The 20,900-nt window shown below is 65.7% G+C and carries 19 protein-coding genes; 14 read left to right on the forward strand and 5 right to left on the reverse strand.

From position 1 onward, the window contains the following. The first annotated feature begins 87 nt into the window (after window positions 1-87). The 6 genes from FKM97_RS05440 (at window position 88) to ureG (ending at window position 5,176) form a co-directional block, all read left to right on the forward strand. A complete protein-coding gene (locus FKM97_RS05440) occupies window positions 88-921 on the forward strand; it encodes an urease accessory protein UreD (protein WP_144291379.1) in 834 nt (277 codons plus the stop codon). Window positions 922-1,015: 94 nt separating this feature from the next. Continuing rightward, window positions 1,016-1,639 (forward strand): urease subunit gamma, encoded by a 624-nt coding sequence (locus FKM97_RS05445; RefSeq protein ID WP_144291380.1) that lies wholly within the window; start codon window positions 1,016-1,018, stop codon window positions 1,637-1,639. After that, entirely contained in the window at window positions 1,639-3,351 is a 1,713-nt protein-coding gene (gene ureC, locus FKM97_RS05450) for an urease subunit alpha (protein WP_144291381.1), read from the forward strand. Before FKM97_RS05445 ends, ureC begins: the two co-directional genes overlap by 1 nt. Before the next feature lie 7 nt (window positions 3,352-3,358). Further along, entirely contained in the window at window positions 3,359-3,886 is a 528-nt protein-coding gene (locus tag FKM97_RS05455) for an urease accessory protein UreE (protein WP_205014739.1), read from the forward strand. Continuing rightward, window positions 3,834-4,544, forward strand: coding sequence for an urease accessory protein UreF (locus FKM97_RS05460; protein WP_246104946.1), 711 nt, complete (start codon window positions 3,834-3,836; stop codon window positions 4,542-4,544). The genes FKM97_RS05455 and FKM97_RS05460 overlap by 53 nt, the downstream gene beginning before the upstream one ends. Beyond that, on the forward strand, window positions 4,541-5,176 hold the full coding sequence (ureG, locus tag FKM97_RS05465) for an urease accessory protein UreG (RefSeq protein ID WP_144291383.1): 636 nt from the start codon (window positions 4,541-4,543) through the stop codon (window positions 5,174-5,176). Before FKM97_RS05460 ends, ureG begins: the two co-directional genes overlap by 4 nt. Before the next feature lie 9 nt (window positions 5,177-5,185). Here the strand turns inward: ureG and FKM97_RS05470 are convergent, their stop codons facing one another. Both FKM97_RS05470 and FKM97_RS05475 read right to left on the reverse strand, forming a co-directional pair. Further along, complete coding sequence (locus tag FKM97_RS05470) at window positions 5,186-6,850, reverse strand: FAD-dependent oxidoreductase (protein ID WP_144291384.1); 1,665 nt, start codon at window positions 6,848-6,850, stop codon at window positions 5,186-5,188. Further along, a complete protein-coding gene (locus FKM97_RS05475; RefSeq protein ID WP_144291385.1) occupies window positions 6,847-7,836 on the reverse strand; it encodes an aldo/keto reductase in 990 nt (329 codons plus the stop codon). Before FKM97_RS05475 ends, FKM97_RS05470 begins: the two co-directional genes overlap by 4 nt. A gap of 242 nt (window positions 7,837-8,078) precedes the next feature. Between FKM97_RS05475 and FKM97_RS05480 the strand changes: the two genes are divergently transcribed. The 3 genes from FKM97_RS05480 (at window position 8,079) to FKM97_RS05490 (ending at window position 11,212) form a co-directional block, all read left to right on the forward strand. Then, window positions 8,079-8,969, forward strand: a complete 891-nt coding sequence (locus FKM97_RS05480; RefSeq protein WP_170240768.1) for an alginate lyase family protein — start codon at window positions 8,079-8,081, stop codon at window positions 8,967-8,969. Window positions 8,970-9,098: 129 nt separating this feature from the next. Beyond that, entirely contained in the window at window positions 9,099-10,514 is a 1,416-nt protein-coding gene (locus FKM97_RS05485; RefSeq protein WP_170240769.1) for an exopolysaccharide biosynthesis polyprenyl glycosylphosphotransferase, read from the forward strand. A 5-nt stretch (window positions 10,515-10,519) separates the two neighbouring features. Continuing rightward, a complete protein-coding gene (locus tag FKM97_RS05490) occupies window positions 10,520-11,212 on the forward strand; it encodes a polysaccharide deacetylase family protein (RefSeq protein ID WP_144291388.1) in 693 nt (230 codons plus the stop codon). Here the strand turns inward: FKM97_RS05490 and FKM97_RS05495 are convergent. From FKM97_RS05495 to FKM97_RS05505, 3 genes are read right to left on the reverse strand one after another with little or no spacing between them, the layout of a single operon-like run. Further along, a complete protein-coding gene (locus tag FKM97_RS05495; RefSeq protein WP_170240770.1) occupies window positions 11,181-12,080 on the reverse strand; it encodes a glycosyltransferase family 2 protein in 900 nt (299 codons plus the stop codon). The two genes, FKM97_RS05490 and FKM97_RS05495, sit on opposite strands and share 32 nt — an antisense overlap. Beyond that, on the reverse strand, window positions 12,068-13,366 hold the full coding sequence (locus tag FKM97_RS05500) for an O-antigen ligase family protein (protein ID WP_144291390.1): 1,299 nt from the start codon (window positions 13,364-13,366) through the stop codon (window positions 12,068-12,070). The genes FKM97_RS05495 and FKM97_RS05500 overlap by 13 nt, the downstream gene beginning before the upstream one ends. Continuing rightward, complete coding sequence (locus FKM97_RS05505) at window positions 13,363-14,592, reverse strand: MATE family efflux transporter (RefSeq protein WP_144291391.1); 1,230 nt, start codon at window positions 14,590-14,592, stop codon at window positions 13,363-13,365. The genes FKM97_RS05500 and FKM97_RS05505 overlap by 4 nt, the downstream gene beginning before the upstream one ends. Before the next feature lie 190 nt (window positions 14,593-14,782). Between FKM97_RS05505 and FKM97_RS05510 the strand changes: the two genes are divergently transcribed. From FKM97_RS05510 to FKM97_RS05530, 5 genes are all read left to right on the forward strand, one after another. Beyond that, complete coding sequence (locus FKM97_RS05510) at window positions 14,783-15,538, forward strand: WecB/TagA/CpsF family glycosyltransferase (protein ID WP_170240771.1); 756 nt, start codon at window positions 14,783-14,785, stop codon at window positions 15,536-15,538. Next, complete coding sequence (locus tag FKM97_RS05515) at window positions 15,535-17,847, forward strand: GNAT family N-acetyltransferase (RefSeq protein ID WP_246104969.1); 2,313 nt, start codon at window positions 15,535-15,537, stop codon at window positions 17,845-17,847. Before FKM97_RS05510 ends, FKM97_RS05515 begins: the two co-directional genes overlap by 4 nt. A gap of 66 nt (window positions 17,848-17,913) precedes the next feature. After that, the gene (locus tag FKM97_RS05520; protein ID WP_144291394.1) at window positions 17,914-19,386 is read left to right on the forward strand and encodes a GumC family protein; all 1,473 of its coding nucleotides are present in this window, start codon (window positions 17,914-17,916) and stop codon (window positions 19,384-19,386) included. Further along, window positions 19,383-20,396 carry a UDP-glucuronic acid decarboxylase family protein gene (locus tag FKM97_RS05525; protein WP_205014748.1) on the forward strand — a complete coding sequence of 338 codons (1,014 nt, stop codon included), beginning with the start codon at window positions 19,383-19,385 and terminating at the stop codon, window positions 20,394-20,396. Before FKM97_RS05520 ends, FKM97_RS05525 begins: the two co-directional genes overlap by 4 nt. An 82-nt stretch (window positions 20,397-20,478) precedes the next feature. Then, window positions 20,479-20,874 carry a hypothetical protein gene (locus FKM97_RS05530; RefSeq protein WP_144291395.1) on the forward strand — a complete coding sequence of 132 codons (396 nt, stop codon included), beginning with the start codon at window positions 20,479-20,481 and terminating at the stop codon, window positions 20,872-20,874. The last annotated feature ends 26 nt before the right edge of the window (window positions 20,875-20,900 follow it).

The following is a 20,900-nucleotide window of genomic DNA, read 5'->3' on the forward strand; positions in this document are numbered from 1 at the left end:
GTGCCACCTCTTCGCCATCCCGCGCGGTTCTGCCCAGTCCCGCGACATGCGCTGCAGCGCCGGGGATGACATGATAGGGTGCAGTCCATGCTGAATCGCTTGTCCGTTCCCGCGCCTCCAACCCTGCAGCGTGCAAGTGGCGAAGTACGCCTGTGCATCGAAGGTGCCATGCCGGCGTCCCATGCGTCGGGCGCGTATCAGCAAGGCTCTCTCAAGGTGCGCTTTCCGCGTCTCGGTGTCGGAGGGTTTCCAGAGGCGGTGCTCATCAACACGGCCGGCGGCGTCACGGGCGGCGACGTCTTCAAAGCCTCGATCCGGGTGGCCGAAAGCGCCCGTGCCGTCGTAACGACCCAGGCCGCCGAACGGGTCTATCGGTCCATGGGGGGCGATGCACATCTCGATGTCTCGCTCGAGGTCGGCGAGGGGGCGCGGCTCGACTGGCTGCCCCAGGAAACGATCCTGTTCGACGGCGGATGCCTGTCGCGCACGCTCGATGTCACTCTGGCGGAGACCGCAGAAGCACTCCTCTGCGAGAGCATCGTCCTGGGCCGCACCGCGTCCGGCGAGACGGTTCGCGGCGGCTCGCTCGTGGACCGCTGGCGCATCCGCCGCGGCGGCCGGCTCGTCTATGCCGATACGACCCGCCTCGGCGGCGCGGTCGATGTGACCGGCGCGGGCGCAGCGGTGCTCGATGGAAATCTCGCTTTTGCCAGCCTCGTCTGGGTCGGGGGGGACGTCCAAGCGCGGCTGGAGAGGGCACGCGCGCTTCTTGTGCGTAAGGGGGGAATCGGCGGTGCCAGCGTCTGGAACGGTCTCCTGGCCGTGCGTATGGTGGCGGCAACGGGGAGCGAATTGCGCCAGCGCCTGTGCGAAGTGCTGGAGGCGCTGGAGGTGAGCTTGCCGAGGGTTTGGAGACTGTGAGGATCGATCCCGCAGCAATCGTCGTCCCGGTTCACGTTCCCGGCTGTGCGCGTCGCGCTGGCCGGGCCGAGGGACGTTCAACAGAGGACAGGCCGTGAAACTCACTCCCCGAGAGAAGGACAAGCTGCTCGTCGCCATGGCGGCCATGGTGGCGCGGCGCCGGCTGGAGCGCGGTGCGAAGCTGAACTATCCGGAGGCCATCGCCCTCATCTCCGATTTCGTCGTGGAAGGCGCCCGGGACGGTCGCTCCGTCGCCGATCTCATGGAGGCCGGCGCTCATGTGCTGGCGCCGAGCCAGGTCATGGAGGGCGTCGCCGAACTGATCCACGAGGTGCAGGTCGAGGCGACCTTCCCCGACGGCACCAAGCTGGTGACGGTGCACAACCCGATCCGGGGCCACAGGGATCACCGCACGGCGCCGGGTGCGGTCGAGACCCTGCCCGGCGAGATCATCCTCAATGCCGGGAGGGACGCCATCCTGCTGGAGGTCGCCAATACCGGGGACCGGCCCGTGCAGGTCGGCTCGCATTATCATTTCTACGAGACCAACCCGGCGCTCGCCTTCGATCGCGAGGCTGCCCGCGGCATGCGCCTCGACATTCCCGCCGGCACCGCCGTGCGCTTCGAGCCGGGACAGTCCCGGCAGGTCCATCTCGTGCCCCTCGGCGGCAAGCGCGAGGTCTATGGCTTCAACCAGAAGATCATGGGGACGCTCTGATGCCCTATTCGCTGTCGCGTGAGGCCTATGCCCACATGTTCGGCCCCACCGTGGGCGACAAGGTCCGACTCGCGGACACCGACCTCGTCATCGAGGTGGAGGCGGACCGGACGATCTATGGCGAGGAGGTGAAGTTCGGCGGCGGCAAGGTCATCCGCGACGGCATGGGCCAGTCCCAGGTCGCCCGCGCCGGCGGTGCCGTGGATACGGTCATCACCAATGCCCTCATCATCGACCATTGGGGAATCGTGAAGGCCGATGTCGGCCTGAAGGACGGCCGCATCGTCGCCATCGGCAAGGCGGGCAATCCCGACATCCAGCCCGGTGTCGACATTATCATCGGCCCCGGCACCGAGGCGATCGCCGCGGAGGGCAAGATCCTCACGGCCGGGGGCATGGATGCCCATATCCACTTCATCTGTCCGCAGCAGGTGGAGGATGCCCTCATGTCGGGCGTCACCACCATGCTCGGCGGCGGCACGGGCCCCGCCCATGGAACGCTGGCGACCACCTGCACGCCCGGACCCTGGCATATCGCCCGCATGATCGAAGCCTTCGACGGACTGCCGATGAATCTGGGGCTTTCGGGCAAGGGCAATGCCTCGCGGCCCGAGGCGCTGATCGAGATGATCGAGGCCGGCGCCTGCTCCCTGAAGCTGCATGAAGATTGGGGGACGACGCCGGCAGCCATCGACTGCTGCCTGTCGGTGGCGGATGATTACGACGTGCAGGTGATGATCCACACCGATACCCTCAACGAGAGCGGCTTCGTCGAGAACACGGTGGCCGCCTTCAAGGGGCGCACCATCCACGCCTTTCATACCGAAGGTGCGGGCGGCGGACACGCACCGGACATCATCAAGGTGTGCGGCCTGCCCAACGTCATCCCGTCCTCCACCAATCCGACGCGGCCCTATACGCGCAATACGATCGACGAGCATCTCGACATGCTCATGGTCTGCCACCACCTCGATCCCGAGATCCCCGAGGACATCGCCTTCGCCGAGAGCCGCATCCGCAAGGAAACGATCGCCGCCGAGGACATCCTCCACGATCTGGGGGCGTTCTCGATCATCTCCTCCGACAGCCAGGCCATGGGCCGGGTCGGCGAGGTGATCATCCGGACGTGGCAGACCGCGCACAAGATGAAGCAGCAGCGCGGCCGGCTTGCCGAGGAGCGCGGCGAGAACGACAATCTGCGGGTCAAGCGCTACATCGCCAAATACACGATCAACCCGGCCATCGCCCATGGTGTCAGCCGCCATGTGGGATCCGTCGAAGTGGGCAAACGGGCCGATCTCACGCTATGGTCGCCGGCCTTCTTCGGCGTCAAGCCCGAGATGGTGCTCCTCGGCGGCATGATCGTGGCGGCGCCCATGGGCGATCCCAATGCCTCCATCCCGACGCCCGAGCCCGTGCATTACCGGCGCATGTTCGGCAGCCTCGGCAAGGCGCTCGGGTCCACCTCCGTCACCTTCGTGTCAAAGGCTGCGCTGGATCTGGGGCTTCCAGTCCGTCTCAACGTCGCCAAGACGATGATCGCCGTCGAAAACACTCGGGGCGGCATCTCAAAGGCTAGCATGATCCATAACGACCTCACTCCCACCATCGAGGTCAATCCAGAGACCTACGAAGTGCGCGCCAATGGCGAACTCCTGACCTGCGAGCCGGCGACGACCTTGCCCCTGTCGCAGCTCTATTTCCTGTATTGAGATGACCATGCTCCATGCCCGCACAGTCCGGCCGGCCGGCTCCTTCGCCCAGGCCGATGACGAGATTAGCCTCGACCATGACGGCCGCCATCGCCGGCGCATCCAGCTCACCACCAAGGGCGGGACGCGTTTCCTGCTCGATCTGGCGCAGGCTACGGCGCTGCAGGAGGGCGACGGGCTCGAATTGGAGGATGGGCGGATCGTGCGGGTCAGGGCCGAGCCCGAGGCGCTGATGCACGTGACCGCCGGCAGCCCGGAGCTCCTGATGCGCCTCGTCTGGCACATCGGCAACCGCCATTTGGCCGCCGAGATCACGGCCTCGGCCGTCCTGATCCGTCCGGATCATGTCATTGCCGACATGCTGCGGGCTCTGGGTGCGACGGTGACGGCCGTGACGCAGCCCTTTCTGCCGGAGGGCGGCGCCTATGCGGCGGCCGGGCATGCCCATGCCCACAGCCATGCTGAAAGCCACGCTCACGGCCATGCCCACAGTCACAGTCATTCACACAGCCACAGCCACGACCATGATCACTGAGGCGGCAGCCCTCTATCGCCTGCTCGCCTGGCTGTCGCCGTCCTATCCGGTCGGTGCCTTCAGCCACAGCAATGGGCTCGAATGGGCCGTCGAAGCCGGCGACGCGGCGACTGCCGAAGCGGTGGGCGATTGGATCGAGGACATCCTTCGCCATGGCGGCGGCCGCCAGGACGCCCTCCTGTTCTGTGCAACCCATGCCGCGGCTCTCGATGGCGGAGAGGGGCTCGCCGACATCATCGAACTTGCCGCCGCCTTCTTTCCCTCCGCGGAGCGGCGCAGCGAAAGCCTGTCCCAGGGTCGCGCCTTCGTGCTCGCCACCAATGCCGCCTGGGCCCCCGACACGCTGCTGCCCGCAGGCGACATCGCCTATCCGGTGGCGGTCGCCCTGGCCTCCGCCCGCCACGGGATTGCCTGCGACATGGCGCTCACCGCCTATCTGCACGCCTTCGTCGCCAACCTCGTGTCAGCGGCAGTGCGGCTGGTGCCCTTGGGTCAGACGCAGGGGCAGCGTCTTCTCGCCCGTCTCGAACCGGTCGTGGCCGAGATCGCCGATGCGGCGACCGGTGCGGATCTTGACGATCTCGGCGGATGTGCGTTCCTCGCCGACATCGCCTCCATGAATCATGAAACCCAATATACGAGGCTGTTCCGGACATGAGTTCCTCTCCCCACGGACCTTTGCGCGTCGGCATCGGCGGCCCGGTCGGCTCCGGCAAGACGGCGCTGATGGAAGCGCTGTGCAAGACCATGCGCGACACTTATGACATCGCCGCCATCACCAACGACATCTACACCAAGGAGGACGCCCTCATCCTCACCCGCGCCGAGGCCCTGCCCGTGGAGCGGATCATGGGCGTCGAGACGGGGGGATGTCCGCATACGGCGATCCGCGAGGACGCGTCCATCAATCTCGCGGCCATTGCCGAAATGCGCGGGCGATTTCCAGACCTGGACATGGTGCTGATCGAATCGGGCGGCGACAACCTTGCGGCGACGTTCTCACCGGAGCTCGCGGATCTCACCATCTATGTCATCGACGTCGCGGCGGGCGAGAAGATCCCGCGCAAGGGCGGCCCCGGCATCACCCGTTCCGATCTGCTGGTGATCAACAAGATCGATCTCGCACCCATGGTCGGGGCCTCGCTCGACGTCATGGACAGGGACACCAAGCGCATGCGCGGCGAGCGACCCTATGTCTTCACCAATCTCAAGACCCGGCAGGGTCTCGAGACGGTCATCGAGTTTCTCGAAGAAAAAGGCGGGTTGAGCCCAAGCGCGCCGAACGGCTGAGGCGCTCGCTCAGGCGGCTGCCCTGAGGGAGGGTGCCGATTGGCTTTGCTTCGCCAGCGTCCTGGCCAGACGCACGGCGAGGGCGACGGCGGTGAGCGTCGGGTTGGCCTGGCCCGATGTCGGGAAGACGGCAGAGCCGGCGACAAAGAGATTGTCGCAGTCGAAGCATCTCAGATCCCGGTCGACGACGGCTTCGCGGCGGTTCTCGCCCATGCGCACCGTCCCGATCTGGTGCGTTCCGTGAGCGGCAAGCGCGAGGATCGCCTCGGCCGTCGCCTCGCGGGGCTGGCGATAGGTCATACTGCCAAAACCGGTGCGCGAGAGCCAGCCTCCCAGTTCGTCGTGGGCGCGCAGGACCCCTTCGGCATCCCGGGCGCTGAAGCGCAGATCAATCGACAGTCGCGGCAGGCCGAAGCGGTCCGTTGCCTCGGCGAGGCGAACCCGGCTTTCGGCATTGGGCAGATGTTCGGCATGATAGGACAGGCCATAGCTGCGCGCCGGATTGCGGACGAAGAAGCCGGGGAGGCGCAGGGCGCTCAGATAGCGACGATAGAGGAAGGACGGGGCGAAGACCGCCGCCGCCGGCAGGCCGCGAACGACATTCATCACATGGGGCAAGCGCTGCAGGTCGTCGGGGACGTGGCGCTTGCGGATCGCTTCCGCGACCAGACGACGGCCCAATGGTGGGATCGAGAGCGCGAGCATCACCATGGAGAGGATGGCGCTGCGATGACGCGGGTCGGCGCTCGGCGGCACCACCGGCCAGAAGCAGATGTTCGGCAGATGCGCAGCACGCTGCAGGGCATCCGACGGGATGAACCGCCGCCGGGCGTAAGACTCCCGGCCATCGGTGTAGAAATCATAGGCCCGGTCGAGGGTGTCGGAGGCAAAATTGATATCGGCGACTTCGCCGATCACGTGGCCCATGTAATAGCGTCCCAAGGGACCATCGATGCCGCCGAAGCGGCCGGGCTGCCGGCGCTGTGCCGCGAGCAGGAGGCGGGTGCTCTCGAGCCCGCCGCAGGCCAGCGCCAAAGCGTTCACGGGAATCTCGCGGCGGCTGCCGTCGGGACGGGCGACCACGATCCGGTACACGCGCTCCTGGGCGTCGAAGGCGAAATCCGTGACGGTGGCGTTCAGGCGCAGATCGATCCGCGGGCTTCGCGCCAGTTCTGCGGCATGCGCCCGCTGGAAAGCCGGCTGGTTGCTGAACCGTTCCAGGCGAGTGTAATCGAACGCCTCATCTTGCGTCGCGACGCCGGGAATGGGATCGCGAAATTGCGGCTGGCCGCAATGGGCGTAGGCGCAGGCGGCCTCAAGGGCGGAGGCGAGATCCCCTGCCTGCAACGGCCAGCGGGCCTCACCGATCCAGGGACGGGCCTCGAAGTCGATCGGGTCGAAAGGCTGGCAGCGCGCCGCCCACAGATTGGAGGTGCCGCCGAAACGGCGGGCGACGGCGATGCGCATGTCGTCATGGCGCCCGGGCTCGAGGATCTCCGCCGCCGAAAGCTCGGTGACTGCGTCATCGCGGTCTCGCCCGCCCGACTCCAGCACCAGGACGCTGCGGCCCAGGCGGGCCATTTCCAAGGCGAGGGTGATGCCGACGGGGCCGGAGCCGATGATGCAGAGATCATGGCGAAGCTCGTCCAGGCCTTCCAGGTGATCATGGATCATGCGGACGCCGCCTCCAAAGCAGGATATTCGGACAGGGAACGGAGCAGGTCGACGGCCGCCTGAGGCACCGGCCGCGAAGCGCGTTCGATGTTGTGGTTGCGATGGGCTGCGGAGAACATCGAGGCGAGCACCACGCCTTCCTGATTGGCCGCCAGGGCGCGATCCATCAGCAGGGCACTGGCGGTTGCTTCGGGTGAACCGTCATACCCCGCAGTGGCGAGGCGCCCGCGCGCTGCAGGGTCCGAGATCAGTCGCTGGCGGAGGCGCTCGTGGCTCCCATCGACGCCGAAGACAGAATGGGTCACGGTGGCGACGGGACGCCCGGCGGCCTCGACCACCTGCCAACGCGCATTCGATCCCGGTGCGTCCGCGAATTGCGCGATGCCGAAGGGGGAAGGAAGTGCGATGCCGGCGAGACAGGCGGGAAGGTTGCCCGCGACCGAAATATACCGCGCCTTGCCCGAGCGCTGCATCTCCTCGAGCGCGCGCAGGACCTCGTCACGGGTGACGTCGGAGACATCTGGATCATGCAGGGCGAAGACATCCACATGATCGGTGCCGAGCCGGGCCAGGGACCTGTCTAGAGAGGCCCGCATCGTCGGCGCATCGAGGGGCACTTTGCGATAGCGCGTCGAGGGCAAGGCGCGAAAGCCGCGCCGCAGCGCCTTCAATTTGCCCGCGACGGGTCTCGCCGTGGCATAGACCAGCTTCATCAGTTGATTGCGCTCGGGATGCGTCAGGCCCACCTTAGTGCAGACCTGCACCCGGTCGCGGCGGGTCTTGAGAAACTCTCCCAAGACGATCTCCGCTTCGCCGGCGCCATAGGGCGGAGCCACATCATACCACGTCACGCCAGCCTCATAGCCCGCTTCCAGGCTGCGCAGGCCATCAGAGGTCGCAATCCGCGAGCCAAGAGAAGCACAGCCGAAGCCGATGGCCGAGGTCTGAAGGTCTGTTCCCGGGAGTGTTACGCGTCGAATGCTCATGGTCTAGTGTTCCACCTCGGGCTCAGCTTTGGATGTATCGATTTGATACAGGACCTTCATCAATCATTAACCATCCCGGTTTTGGTGCCGCTCGACGGAACCGTGTCATCGTGACCAGGAAGACGTGCCTTGAAGCTGTGGTAGCGAAAGCCATGCCAGGACCGAGATTGACCGTTGCAACGCTTGCTGGGACCGCCCTTTTGCTTCTTTGTGATCCCGCTCCAGCGGGAGCGTGCGATTTGGTGACCCCGCCCCGCCAGCCGCTCGCCGTGGAGGCATTCTACAAAGATCGGCAGGGGCGTGAGATCGACGCGCTAAGGCGGGCGGCAAGGGACCGGGCGGTGGCCCCGTATGAGGCGTTCGTCAGGCTGCAGCAGGAGAGGGCGGATGCCTTTCTTCTCCGCGACGATGTGATCGCAGGGGGTTGCGCACTGGCGGACATGATCCTCTGGGCCGATAGCGGCGTGCTGACGCAGGACTTGGCGAGCCTTCAGGCGAATTACGAGCGAAACTGGTATCTCGTGGGATTCGCCCTTGCCTATCTCAAGCTCAAGCCGATGGCGGATATACGTCAGCGCCGTCAGTTGGAGACCTGGCTCCACGCCATGGCCACACCCCTCCCGAATTTCCTCGGACGCCGTGATGTCCCGCCGAACAACCTGACCTATTGGGCCGGGGCAGCGCTTGCCGCCGCCTCCCTCGCCACCGGTGATCTCGACATGTGGGCCCAGGCGAATGCCGTGCTCAAGCAGGGCCTTGCCGATATTCAGGCGGACGGGACCCTGCCGCTGGAGATGACGCGCGGGGCAAAGGCGCGGAGCTATCACGCCTTCGCCGCCGAAGCGCTGACTCTGATGGCCTTCATCGCCCAGGCCCGCGGCGAGCCGGTCGATCCCGCACCGCTGAAGCGGCTCGTCGACATTATTCTGCGAGGGCTTCAGGATCCATCCGCTTTCAGGAGGACAGCCGGTGCCGCCCAGGAGGAACCGGCAGAATGGAGCCTTTCCTGGCTGGCGCTTTATGGCCAAATTCTGCCTTTTTCCGGAGATGTTCCCGCTTATGGAGCGCGAACACATTTTCTCGGCGGCGACGTTGCGGCGACGATGCAGGCGATCCGTCGCGCCGGGTCATAGAGAGGCCATCGTTTGGCTCGTTTCATTTTGACACGCACCAGACGGCACCCTTCTTGCGGATGTTCGGGGGATCGCTAACCCAAAGGTTCCGGCTCTCAGGACTCGGCATTCCTTCGCATGTTGAAAAAGATGATGAGCAGCATTGACCAGTTGGATGGCAGCCTTCCTGTGGGCTCATCCGTGGCCCGCCTCTCGTGGCTCCCTTGCGGTATCGCCGCCGCCGCGCTCGATGGTATCGCCGTCTTGAGTGCGGCCCTCGCCACCGGCATGGCGTATTACGCCGTCGCCTTCGGGAATGCCGGAAATCTGTCGCATCATCTCAGGTGGGGCGGGATTTTTGCCCTCGTCTATATGATCATCGCCGCAGCGCGCGGATCCTATCGGTTCCGGAACTATGTCCAGTCTAAGACCCGGTTCGACGAGCTGCTGCTCAGCTGGAACATCGCTGCGGGCATCGTCCTGGCGCTCATGTTCCTGTTGAAGTCGGGCTCAGAATATTCCCGTGGCGCCACCGTCTCGCTCTATTTCGCGGGCCTGGCCGCCCTCTTCGTGCTCCGCCTCGGGACGACGCAGGTCGCCGAATTCGTCGGTCGGTCATCGGGCTTTGCGACCCGCAAGGTCGTGCTCGTCGGACGGCGCGACGACATCGACGCCCATATGCAACGCTATGATCTTCGGCAGGTGGGCTGGCGCGCCGTCGGCATGCTTGAACTCGACCACATCAACGACGTCGCCAGCCTCGTGCGCGACCGGACGCGCCAGTTGAAGCCGGACGACGTGATCCTCGTGGTGCCGTGGTCGGAGGTCAACCTCATCGAGACCCTGACCGATGCGCTGATGGAAACTCCGGTCGCCATCCATATCGCGCCCGGCCCGGTCCTCGACCGCTATGAGGGCATGGGGACGGCCGGCAACGCTGCCGGCCTGATCCTGGTGCGCGCTGCCTTCCAGCGCACCGAGGTCATCACCAAGCGCGTCTTCGATATCATCGTCGCCAGCCTCGCCCTGGTCATGCTCTCGCCCGTGCTGCTGCTCACAGCGATCGCGATCAAGCTCGACAGCAAAGGGCCAGTGCTGTTCCGGCAGACGCGGCACGGCTTCAATCACGAAACCTTCCGGGTGTTCAAGTTCCGCTCCATGACGGTCCTCGAGGATGGTGCCGCATTCCGTCAGGCGACCAAGGGCGATGTCCGCATCACGCGCGTCGGTCGCTGGCTCCGACGTGCCAATATCGACGAGTTGCCGCAGTTCGTGAATGTGCTCCTCGGACATATGTCGGTCGTGGGGCCGCGGCCGCATCCCGTCACCCTCAACGACGCGTTCGACGGACGGATCGCCTATTACTCCCGCCGCCACATCGCCAAGCCCGGCATTACCGGATGGGCCCAGGTTCACGGCTATCGCGGCGAGACCGACACGGAGCAGAAGATGCGCCTGCGCGTGGAATACGACCTCTATTATCTCAAGAACTGGTCGCTCTGGCTCGACATGCGCATCATCCTGATGACCGTGTTCTCGCCGAAAAGCTACCGCAACGCCGGTTGATCTCCATGTTTCCCGATCGCCTCGTCCTCACCTTCCACGGCATCGGCGCGCCGAGCGCTGCGATCGATGCGGCGGAGCGGCCCTATTGGGTGACCCCGGAGGTGCTTGGTGCCGTGATCCAGCAGGCGCGGGCCGACCGGCGCATCGAGATCACCTTCGACGACGGTTATGCGTCGGATTTCGACATCGCCTGTCCGATGCTGGCAGAGGCGGGGCTGTCATCCACCTTCTTCGTGCTTGCCGGTCGTCTCGACCGGCCTGGATCGCTGTCGCGGATGCAGGTCGCAGAGATGGCGGCCATGGGAATGGGCATCGGCAATCACGGAATGGATCATCGCGACTGGACCAGCTGTGCCGATGACGTGTTGCACCGCGAACTCCACGATGCCCGCCACATCCTCGAGGATGCCGCGGGCTGTCCGGTCGACAGCCTCTCAATCCCGTTCGGCGCCTTCGACAGACGGGTTCTGCAGAAGGCGTTTGAGGCCGGCTATCGGCGGATATTCACAAGTTCCGGGGGGCTCGCCCGACGGGGCGACCGGTTGGTCCCGCGCAATACGGTCTGCCACGACTTCGATGCGCTCGGCGACATCGCCCGGCTCGCAGGATGGGGCAGCCGTGCCCGGTCCGCCGTGCGCAATCCGCTGCGTGCGCGCAAATATGGCGTCAATACATGGATGGCAGATCACGCCCTGTGATCTGCCGCAGCTTGCCGATATTGAGCCAGGTCTTCTGCTGCCAGCGCAGGGATCGGCCGCGCGATAGCGGGCGCAAGAGTGCGGCGCCCAAGCCGCCAAGGAGCATCTTCGCTGCGGCATCGGCGTAGAACGCCAGTTGCCTTGCATCGAGCCTCCGTCCCCCGCCCAGCCTGAAGCGGGCGTAGGATTGGCCGGAGCGCATGGAGCGGCGGCGCATGTAGCCGAGGTCGAGCCGCGCGGGGGGCGCCTCCTCGAAAATATGGGCGTCGTCGGTCGCCACCATGACGGCGCCGGCCCGGTGAAGACGATGGAAGAAATCGGTATCCTCACCGCCGCTGCGGCCGAGCGCCGGATCGAAGCGCAAGCCCGCTCGCTGCACGGGTTCGCGCCGGAACAGGACGTTGCCCGACCGCCCCGTATCGAGACGGCGTCCGCGCGGGCCCCAGTCGATGAAGAGCGGATCGGCGGCAGCGATCCATGGCGGCGTCTGCACAGGATATTGCGGGAAAACCGGGCCCACGACCACGTCGGCCGCAAAATCCTCGGCGGCCGCGCGCATGCGGATGAGCCAGTCCGCAGCCACCCATTCATCGTCGTCGACAAAGGCGATCCAGTCGCCCGTGGCCCTGTCCAGCACCGCATTGCGGGCGGCGGAGATATTGCCGGCCCCGACGGCCACCACCTGCACCGGCAGAGACCAGGGACCGGCGTCCGCCACGACCCGCGCCGCCGCACCACCGGGATCATCGTCGGCGACGAGGATGTCGATCACCACGCCGTCGGGGCGCTGCATGGCACAGAGGGACGCCAGTGTATGGGCCAGCATCGCCCGGCCGCAGCTGGCAATGCCGATGGTCAGCCGTTCCATGGCGCTGTCCTTCTCGCCGTCGCAGCCAAGGAGAGGGCGATCACGAAGACCATGGACATGTAGTCGAAGCCGCGAAACCAAGCGGATTCCAAAAGATTGTAGAGCATCAGGAAGACCATGAGAGTGACGCAGAGATAGCCGAGACCGAAATGCTGCTTCAGCACCCGGCCTGCCAGGCCGAGGGCCGTCCAGAGCACAATGCCAAGGAGGGTGAGGCCCACCCATCCCGTCTGGAGCAGGATGTCGATATAGCCGTTATGGGCATGGGGCATGCGGGCGATGAAACCGGGGGCTTCGCGGAAGCTCGGAGATTCGACGCCCGTCTGCCAGAAGGATTCGAAACCGTAGCCGAGAATGGGCAGGCGGGAGGCCATGGAGGTCGCGAAGACCCAGATATCGGTGCGGGTGGTGAGCGTCGGGTCGCCGAACAGGGCGTAGGCCACGCTGTCAAACGTCCAAACATAGCTGCCGACGCCAAGATAGAAGACCAGGACCGCTGCGATGGTCAGGCCGCTGACCAACAAGGGGACCGAGAGACGGCAGGCTCGCGCGGTGACGCAGATGAACAAGGTCAGCACTGGCACCAGAACGGCCAGACCCAGGGAGGTCTTCGAGCGGCTCAGCACCAGAAGGGCCAAGCCGGCCAGCAGAAGCCCCAAAGCCGCCAGACGTGCGAGGCCGACGCGGGTGGCCGCGTGATGGAGGGCGAAGAGGACGCCTAAGGCTGCAGCAGCGCCAAGGCCATTCTTCTGCGGAAACAAGCCTTCATATCCCAAAGGCCCCGGCGCCGTGACCGCGACCACGCCGAGATTGACCAGTAACACCGCTGCCAGCATCCAGAAGATGCGGTCCACCACCGCCTCGGGGTCGCTTGCCGCCACAATGGACAGGACCAGGGCGCCGACGATGGTGATCTGCAGGATCGCCCGCTTCAGGGCGGTGTCGGGCGCAACCGACCACAGCGTGGACAGGATGAACAGCCCCAGCAGCAGGGCGACCAGGATCAAGGCCGGCTGCCAAAGGGCAGCGCTGCGGCGGTAGGATGTTGCGACCCAGACGAAGGCCGCGGTCAGGAACATTGCGGGAAAGAACAGCTGGTTGAGCAGCGTGGACTGGGTCTCCGCCACCCGCTCGGCAAGCGCAGGGCCAGTATCGGGGCTCTGGCCATACAGGACCGGCCAGATGAAGAGGCTGTAAAAGAGGATCAGCGCGGGCAGCCAGCGTGCTACGGCGCGCGCCCAGATCTCGGTGCCGGCATCGGTGCGGACTTCGAGGGCGAGGCTCATGATGCGGGCACCAGCGAAAGGCGGCCGGCGGAGCGTCGAGCGCGGGCGATCAGAACGGCCGACCACAGGAGGGCCACGGTCTCGCCGGCTGTGACGGCCCAGATCGCATAGATCGGCGGCACCGCGGCGGAGAGGCCGGAGAGCGCGACCAGCGACACGGCGGACGCCCCCACCGAAACGAAGGCGAGCTGGCGGAACAGCCTGGCGGCCTGGAGGTAATAGCCCAGGCACATCTGTGCCATGCTGACCACGGTCGCGAGCCCCCAGGCCGCCGAGAGCATGGCGATGTCGGGGTAGCGGCCGTGGAACAGGGCGGGCTCGATCCAGCGCCAGGCGATCGCGAGAGCGGCGAGATAGACAAGGCTGAGGCCGAGGACGCCTGCCGTGCCCTGCCACAGGATGCGGCGGGCGCGGGGCACATCGCCTTCGACCACTGCCCGGGTCATGGCGGGACGGGCGATGCGGCCCCAGGCGGAGGCCAGGAGCGGCATCGGCCCCATCAGCACCCGTCCCGCCTGGATCTCGCCCAGGACGGTGCCGCCGCGGAGTGCTTCGACGACGAAGACATAGCCTCGATACTGCGCTTCCGTCGTGACCGCCCCGGTCAGGGTCCAACGGCTCTCCGTCCAGACCGTGCGATACGCGGCAAGGGCAGCTCCGAGGCGGGCCAACGCGTGGGACCCCGCCGCCAAGAGAACAGCCACCGCGTTGCCGAGCGACACGCCGAAGAGCATCGCCTTCACGGGGTCGAGGATCGTCCAGAACGCGGCGATGGCGGCGCCCGACAGCGCCACGGCCAAGGCATCGATCGCCAGGGCGCGGTGCGGCCGCAGCAGGGTGAAGGCCACCGCGCGCTGGGTCTCGCGCCACAGGCCCGTCGCACATAGGGATGCGGCGGCGAGAGCAAAGACCCAGTCGCCACTGGTGACGGCGCAGAGGCCGAGCACCATGGGCACCACTGCCGTCCTCAGCACGTGGTCCATGGTCAGCAGGTTCGCCAGGGTTGCGGCCTGACTCTCAGCCGGCCGGCCGGGAAGGCCGACGCCAATCGGCGTGGCGATCATGGCGTTATGCAGCGAGGTCAAGATCAGCAGGACCGTGAGCGCGTAGGTGAAGAGGCCGAATTGCTGCGAAGAGACATGCGCCAGCAGCAACAGGTTCAGCGCCAGGCTGAAGCCGCTGAGCAGGGCTTGGTCGATGAGCGACAGGAGGATCGCCTTGCGCATGGGGTCTCTCGAGTGATCGATGCCCCTACCTCCTGCAGGCCGCGTGCCATCCGGCGCAGGGCCCCGGCTCCTCAGCGAGGCACGAAAACTGCGACGGGAAACGTGCTTCAAGCGAAAGGCGCTCGCGATCGTGCCGAAATGAAACGATCCCGACTGCTGCCGTGCCGTTCCGATGCGGAGACCTGTTTCGATGACGAATTCAGCCAGCCTAAGCGGCCGCGTCCATTTTCTGGGCGCGCCTTATGACCTCCGGGCCGTCGAGGAGGTTCTCGCCTCGCTCCTTGCCGTCGGGCCCGAGGATCGTTTCCGCTACGTCGTCACGCCGAATGTCGATCACGTCACGCGCCTCACCGAGCGGCATGACCTGCTGCCCCTTTATGAGAGCGCCTGGCAGAGCTGGTGCGACAGCCATATCGTCCGGCGCCTGGGCTTTCTGGTTGGGCTGAGGCTGCCGCATCTGAACGGCACAGATGTGGTCGAACGCATCTTCGACGAGGTGCTGCGGCCCGGCGACCGGCTTGCGGTGATCGCGGCCCGGCCGGACGTGCTGGAGGCGCTCAGCACCAATTTCCCACAGTATGATTTCTTCGGGCATGTCCCGCCCATGGGCTTCGTCAACGACCCGCAGGCCTTTTCCGAATGCGTCGAGTTCGGTGCCCATTGCGGAGCCCGGTTCCTCTTCATCGCCGTGGGTGCGCCGCAATCGGAGCAGGTCGCCTATGCGATCTCGCGTGCGCCGGGCGCAACCGGCACAGCATTCTGCATCGGCGCTGCCATGGAGTTCATCGGCGGGGTCAAGACACGGGCGCCGGAAGTCATGCAGCGCCTCGGTTTCGAATGGCTGCACCGGCTGCTCTCGGAGCCCAGGAGGCTCTGGCGCCGCTATGTCCTCAGCGTCGGACCGCTGGCGATGCTGTTTGCCAAGGAGGTCGTCCGGTGGAGATGACCCGCATTGCGGCCGCAGACCGCCAGGACGCGCCGACCCGCCCCGTGATCCTGCATATCTCGTCGGACTATCCCAATCCCATCCGCACGCCCACCACGACGGCCGTCGAGCGGCTGGTGGACCGCCTCACCCTGTTCGATCAGGTCGTCATCTCGCTGCAGCGCATCGGCAATCCGTTCCGCTGCTACTGGAAGGACCTGGGCGAGGTGAATGGGCGGCGGCTCATCGCCCATGGCTATTTCGCCCTGCCTTTCGGGGTCGGCATGATCGTCTCGCAGTTTCTCCTCGCACGACGGATCGGGCGCTTCCTCACGCAAGAAGGAATCGTACCCACCACGGTCCACAGCCACAGGTTCACCTTCGAAGGCATCGCAGCCTGGCTCGTGGCACGACGCCGGAAGGCTGCTCTGTTCTACTCCGTCCGGGGAGAGGTCGAAGCCAAGGTGTTCCGGGCCAAGCCCACCTACAGACCATTGTTCCGCCGCATGGCGCGCGATGCGACGCGGGCGTTCTATGTCTCGGCCTGGTTCCGCGAGGGCTTCGAGCGGGTCACCGGGATCGACCCCAGGAAGACCCGGACGTTGCCGAATTTCGTGGAGAATGCGAGGCCGAAGATCACGCCCGTGGCTCCCGAGCCGATCCTGGTGACGGCCCTCAATCTCGATGCGCTGGAAAAGAAGGGCCTTCCGACCCTGCTCCAGGCCTTCGCTCTCGCAGGCGACGCGCTGAAGGACGTCCGGCTTGAGATCATCGGTTACGGGAGTGCGGCGGGGGCCGAGGCCGCCAAGGCGCTGATTGTGCGGCACGGTCTCCAGGGGCGCGCCTTCTTGCGGGGATACGTCCCCCATGCGCAGCTGCTCGAGGAGTTTCCGAGCCGGTTGGCGATGGTCTTGCCATCGCGGGACGAGACGTTCGGCATGGTCTATCTCGAGGCCCTGTTCGCCGGAACGCCCGTGCTCTATTCCAAAATGACGGGGATCGACGGCTATCTCGACGGGCTCGCCGTGGGCGAGGCGGCGGATCCTCACGACCCGGAGGACGTCGCCCGCGCGCTAACGGCCCTGGTCGGCGACAATGACGCCTATCGCAAACGGATCGAGGCCGAGGCGGGCGAGCTGTTCCGGCGGTTCGATCCGGTGCGCAATCTCGAGCTCTACCGCGACGATGTCCTGCGGGTCACGGCTGGCGGCCTCGAGACCGCCGTCATCGAGGTCCACCGCGACTGTGCCCCGCTGGAAGCGGAATGGCGGGCGCTGGAGGAGGGGGGACATGTCACCGCCTTCCAGCGTTACGACTTCGTTGCCCCGCTCTACGCCGCCTTTCAACGGCACCAACGGGCACAGCCGCTGATGGTCGTGGTGCGTCCACAGGCAGGGGCCGCGCCGATGATGATCCTGCCGCTCTGCGCCTATCGAGAGAGAGGGCTCAGGATGATCAGCGTTGCGGATCTCCGCGTCGCCGATTATTGCGCCCCGATCCTGGCGGCAGATTTCCCGGCGGAAGATGCGGCAGGCTTTCTCGACCTGTGGCGGCGCATCGAGGCGATGCTCCCCGATGCCGACGTCATCCGGCTGCGCAAACTGCCAGAGAAAGTCGGCGGGCTTACCAATCCGCTGCTGCATCTTCCGATCAAGGCGCCGTTCAGCGCCATGGCGCATGGGGTGCGGATCGGCACGCCGTGGCCCGAAAAGGCGCGGATGGTGATGAGCAGCAAGGCTCTGTCCGGGCTGCGGCGTCGCGAACGCCAGCTGAATGCCATCGCCCCGGTCTCTTTCGCCTCCCATAGCGGCGATGGCCAAGCGGAATCCCTCTATGAGACTCTGGCCCATCAGCGGATCGACCGTTTCGGCCGGCTGCAGCGCGAGGACATGATGCGCGAGGCCATGTGGAGCGAATTCTACCGGGACCTGACCCTGGGTCAAACCGCCCGGGCCTATGGCCGCGTGATCGGGTTGAAAGTCGGTGACGCGTTTGCTGCGACCGGCTTCGGCCTTGTCCATGACGATGCCTTCCATTTGCTGATGATGGCCTTCGACATGGATGGCCCCAGCCATCTCGCCCCGGGGCGGGTCATGCTGTTCAAGGCCATGGAAGCCTTTGCCGAAGATGGCATGACCTATTTCGATCTCACCGTCGGAGACGAGCCCTACAAGCAGAGCCTCGGTGCCGACGACCGCGTGCTCTACGAGGCGCTGAGCCCCCGCAGCGTCAAGGGCCGGCTCGGTGTGGCCGTCTGGCAGGGGCGCCGGTGGCTCCAGACCAAGCCCCGTCTTCACGCTCTAGTGAAGCGGATGACGGGGCGATCGTAAACGGCACAGGGCTTGCTACGGGGGGTTCAGACCGAAGCTTCATGGTCTTGGTTCGAGACGAACATCATGAACATTGCCAATTATCACCGCATCGACAGCTTTTCCGGCGCCCGGCCGCTCGATCCCCCGGCCTCGGGACTCGACGCCTTCGGACAGGATCTCAAAGCCCTGATTGGGATCCTCTGGCGGCGCAAGCTGTCGATCATCGCCACGGCAGCCCTGTTCGTCGCGGCCGGTCTCCTCTTCGTCCTCCTGTCGACGCCCCTCTATCGCTCCTCCACACAAATCCTCATCGATCCGCGCTCAAAGCGCTTCCTGCAGGCCGAAGAGGTGGTGCCCAGCGGCCTTGGGACTTCATCGCAAGGGGCGGATTCGCTCCTCGTGGACAGCCAGATCGAGATCATCGGCTCGGACAGCGTGCTGCGCCGGGTGGTCGAGACGCAGGGCCTTGCCCGCGATCCCGAATTCGCCAAACCGATGAGCCTGGGACTGCGCGCCAAGCTGCTTGCGCTGCTGGGAGAGTCCTCCGGGGCTGACAGCGCTCAGGATCCCACAGAACTTGCCCTGCAGCGGCTGCGCGAGGCGCTCTACGTCAAGCGCGTCGGCAATACCTATGTCATCCAGATCTACATGCTGCTGCCCAGCGGGCGGCAGGCCGCCGCCATCGCCAATGCGGTCGCCGAGGCCTATCTCGCTGACGAAGTCCAGGCGAGTTCGTCCTCAACGCGCGATGCCACAGACACTCTCACCGCGCGGTTCGACGAGTTACGCGCCAATGTCGAGCGCGCCGAAAACCGGGTCGAGGACTATCGAAAGGCGCATGATCTGATCGGCACGCAAGGCGTCCTGATCGATGAGCAACAGCTGCAGGACATCAATCAGCGCCTGGGCGCCGCGCGCGCTCGCGTCGAGACGGCTCAAGCCAGGTTCGACCAAGCGCAACTGCTGGCCAGGTCCGGCTCGGCTGCAGCCTCGGCCGCAGACGGGCTGGATTCGCCGGCCCTTAGCGGACTGCGGACCAATCTTGCGGATATCGACCGGAAACGCGCGGAATTGAGCGCCGTGTTCGGTCCCAGCCATCCCCAGATGAAGACGATCGAGGCGCAACACGCCATTGCCCAGAGGCAGCTTGCGGAAGAGCTCTCCCTTGTGCTGCAGCGTGCGCGCAGCGAGCTGGAGCTTGCGCGGGCAGACCAGACCTCGCTGACGGCCAGCCTGTCGCGGATGAAGCAGGTGGCGCTCACCAACAACGAGGCGCAGATCAAGCTGCGCGAATTGCAACGGGATGCCGACGCCTCAAAGGCCGTGCTCGAAAACGTGCTCACCCGCGCCAAGCAGAGCAGCGAGCAGGAAGATCTCGCGACGAGCAATTTCCGTATCATCACCAAAGCCTCGGCGCCGATCCGCGCCGCCTATCCGCCCGCCCTGCTGGTCCTTGCCGGCGCCCTTCTCGCAGGTCTTGCGGTCGGCGCACTCCTGGCCTGGCTGCGGGACCATTTCACCGCCAAAGATCCGTCCTTCGAAAGGTCCGCCGCATGAACGAGATCAATCGTTCCTTCACACCCGCCGTCATCTCCTCGAACCGGCGGATCCTCGTCACCGGCGGTTCCGGCTTCATCGGGAGCCATCTTTGCGAGAGGTTGCTGGATGCCGGGCACGAGGTGCTCTGCGTCGACAATTTCTTCACCGGCGCGCGGGCCAATGTCGCCCATCTGCTCGACCACAGGAATTTCGAGCTGATGCGCCACGACGTCACCATGCCGCTCTATGTGGAGGTCGACGAGATCTACAATCTCGCCTGCCCGGCGTCACCGATCCACTACCAGCGTGACCCCACCCAGACCATCAAGACCTCGGTCCATGGCGCCATCAACATGCTCGGGCTTGCTAAACGTCTGAATGCGAAGATCCTGCAATCCTCCACCAGCGAAGTCTATGGGGACCCGCAGGTGCATCCGCAGCCGGAATCCTATTGGGGGAATGTCAATCCCATCGGGCCGCGCGCGTGTTACGACGAGGGCAAGCGCTGCGCGGAGACCCTGTTCTTCGCCTATCGCATGCAACATGACCTGCCGATCAAGGTGATGCGCATCTTCAACACCTATGGCCCGCGGATGCATCCGAATGATGGGCGTGTGGTGTCGAACTTCATCATCCAGGCCTTGACGAACCAGCCGATTACACTGTTCGGGGACGGAGAGCAGACGCGTTCCTTCTGCTATGTGGACGATCTGGTCGAAGGCATGATCCGACTCATGGACCGCACCCCCGACAGCGTCACCGGCCCCGTCAATATCGGCAATCCAGGGGAATTCACCATCCGGGCGCTGGCCGAGACCGTGCTGGAGCTGACCGGATCGCGCTCGGCTCTGGTGCGCCGGCCGCTGCCGGTCGACGATCCACGGCAGCGCCGGCCGGATATCAGCCTTGCCAAGTCGCTGCTGAACTGGGAGCCGACGATCGAGTTGCGCGAAGGGCTCGCCAAGACCATCGCCTATTTCGACGCGTTTCTGGCAAGCGCTCAAGCCGAGGTCTACGCGGCGCACTAACCCCGCTGCGACGTATTGCGGCGTGACCGGTGCCACCGTCGCGCGTAACCATTGCACCGGGCAATGGGACAGTCGAGGGATCGTGGCTCAGCCGCGTGCAAGGATCGTTTGGTGGGGTCGGGGGCTATCGCTCCTCGCCGTGTTCGTGCTTTGCGTCCTCGCGCCGCTTCACGCCATCGCCCAGATCCAGGCGGCCTTACCTGGCGGCAGTTCGGTCGTCGATCCCCTGGCTGCATCCATCTGCCGGGTCGACACCCACAATACCGATCAATCCTCTGGTGACTTGGGAAAGCCTTGCGACGCCTGCCGTCTCGTGCAGCAGGCGAGCCCACTCATTCCCATCTCCCTTCCCGATCTGGAAGGCTCCAAGGCACTGTGCTGGGGCGGGCTCGCTGAGCGCGAGGCTCTGCTCCGGGTAATTCCCACCCGCAATGCGAGCTCAGCTCCCCCCGATCCCACTGGTCCGCCCCACGCCTAAGGCAGCGTCGGCCCGCCTGGGCCGTC

The organism is Rhodoligotrophos appendicifer, assembly GCF_007474605.1.
Lineage (GTDB): Bacteria > Pseudomonadota > Alphaproteobacteria > Rhizobiales > Im1 > Rhodoligotrophos > Rhodoligotrophos appendicifer.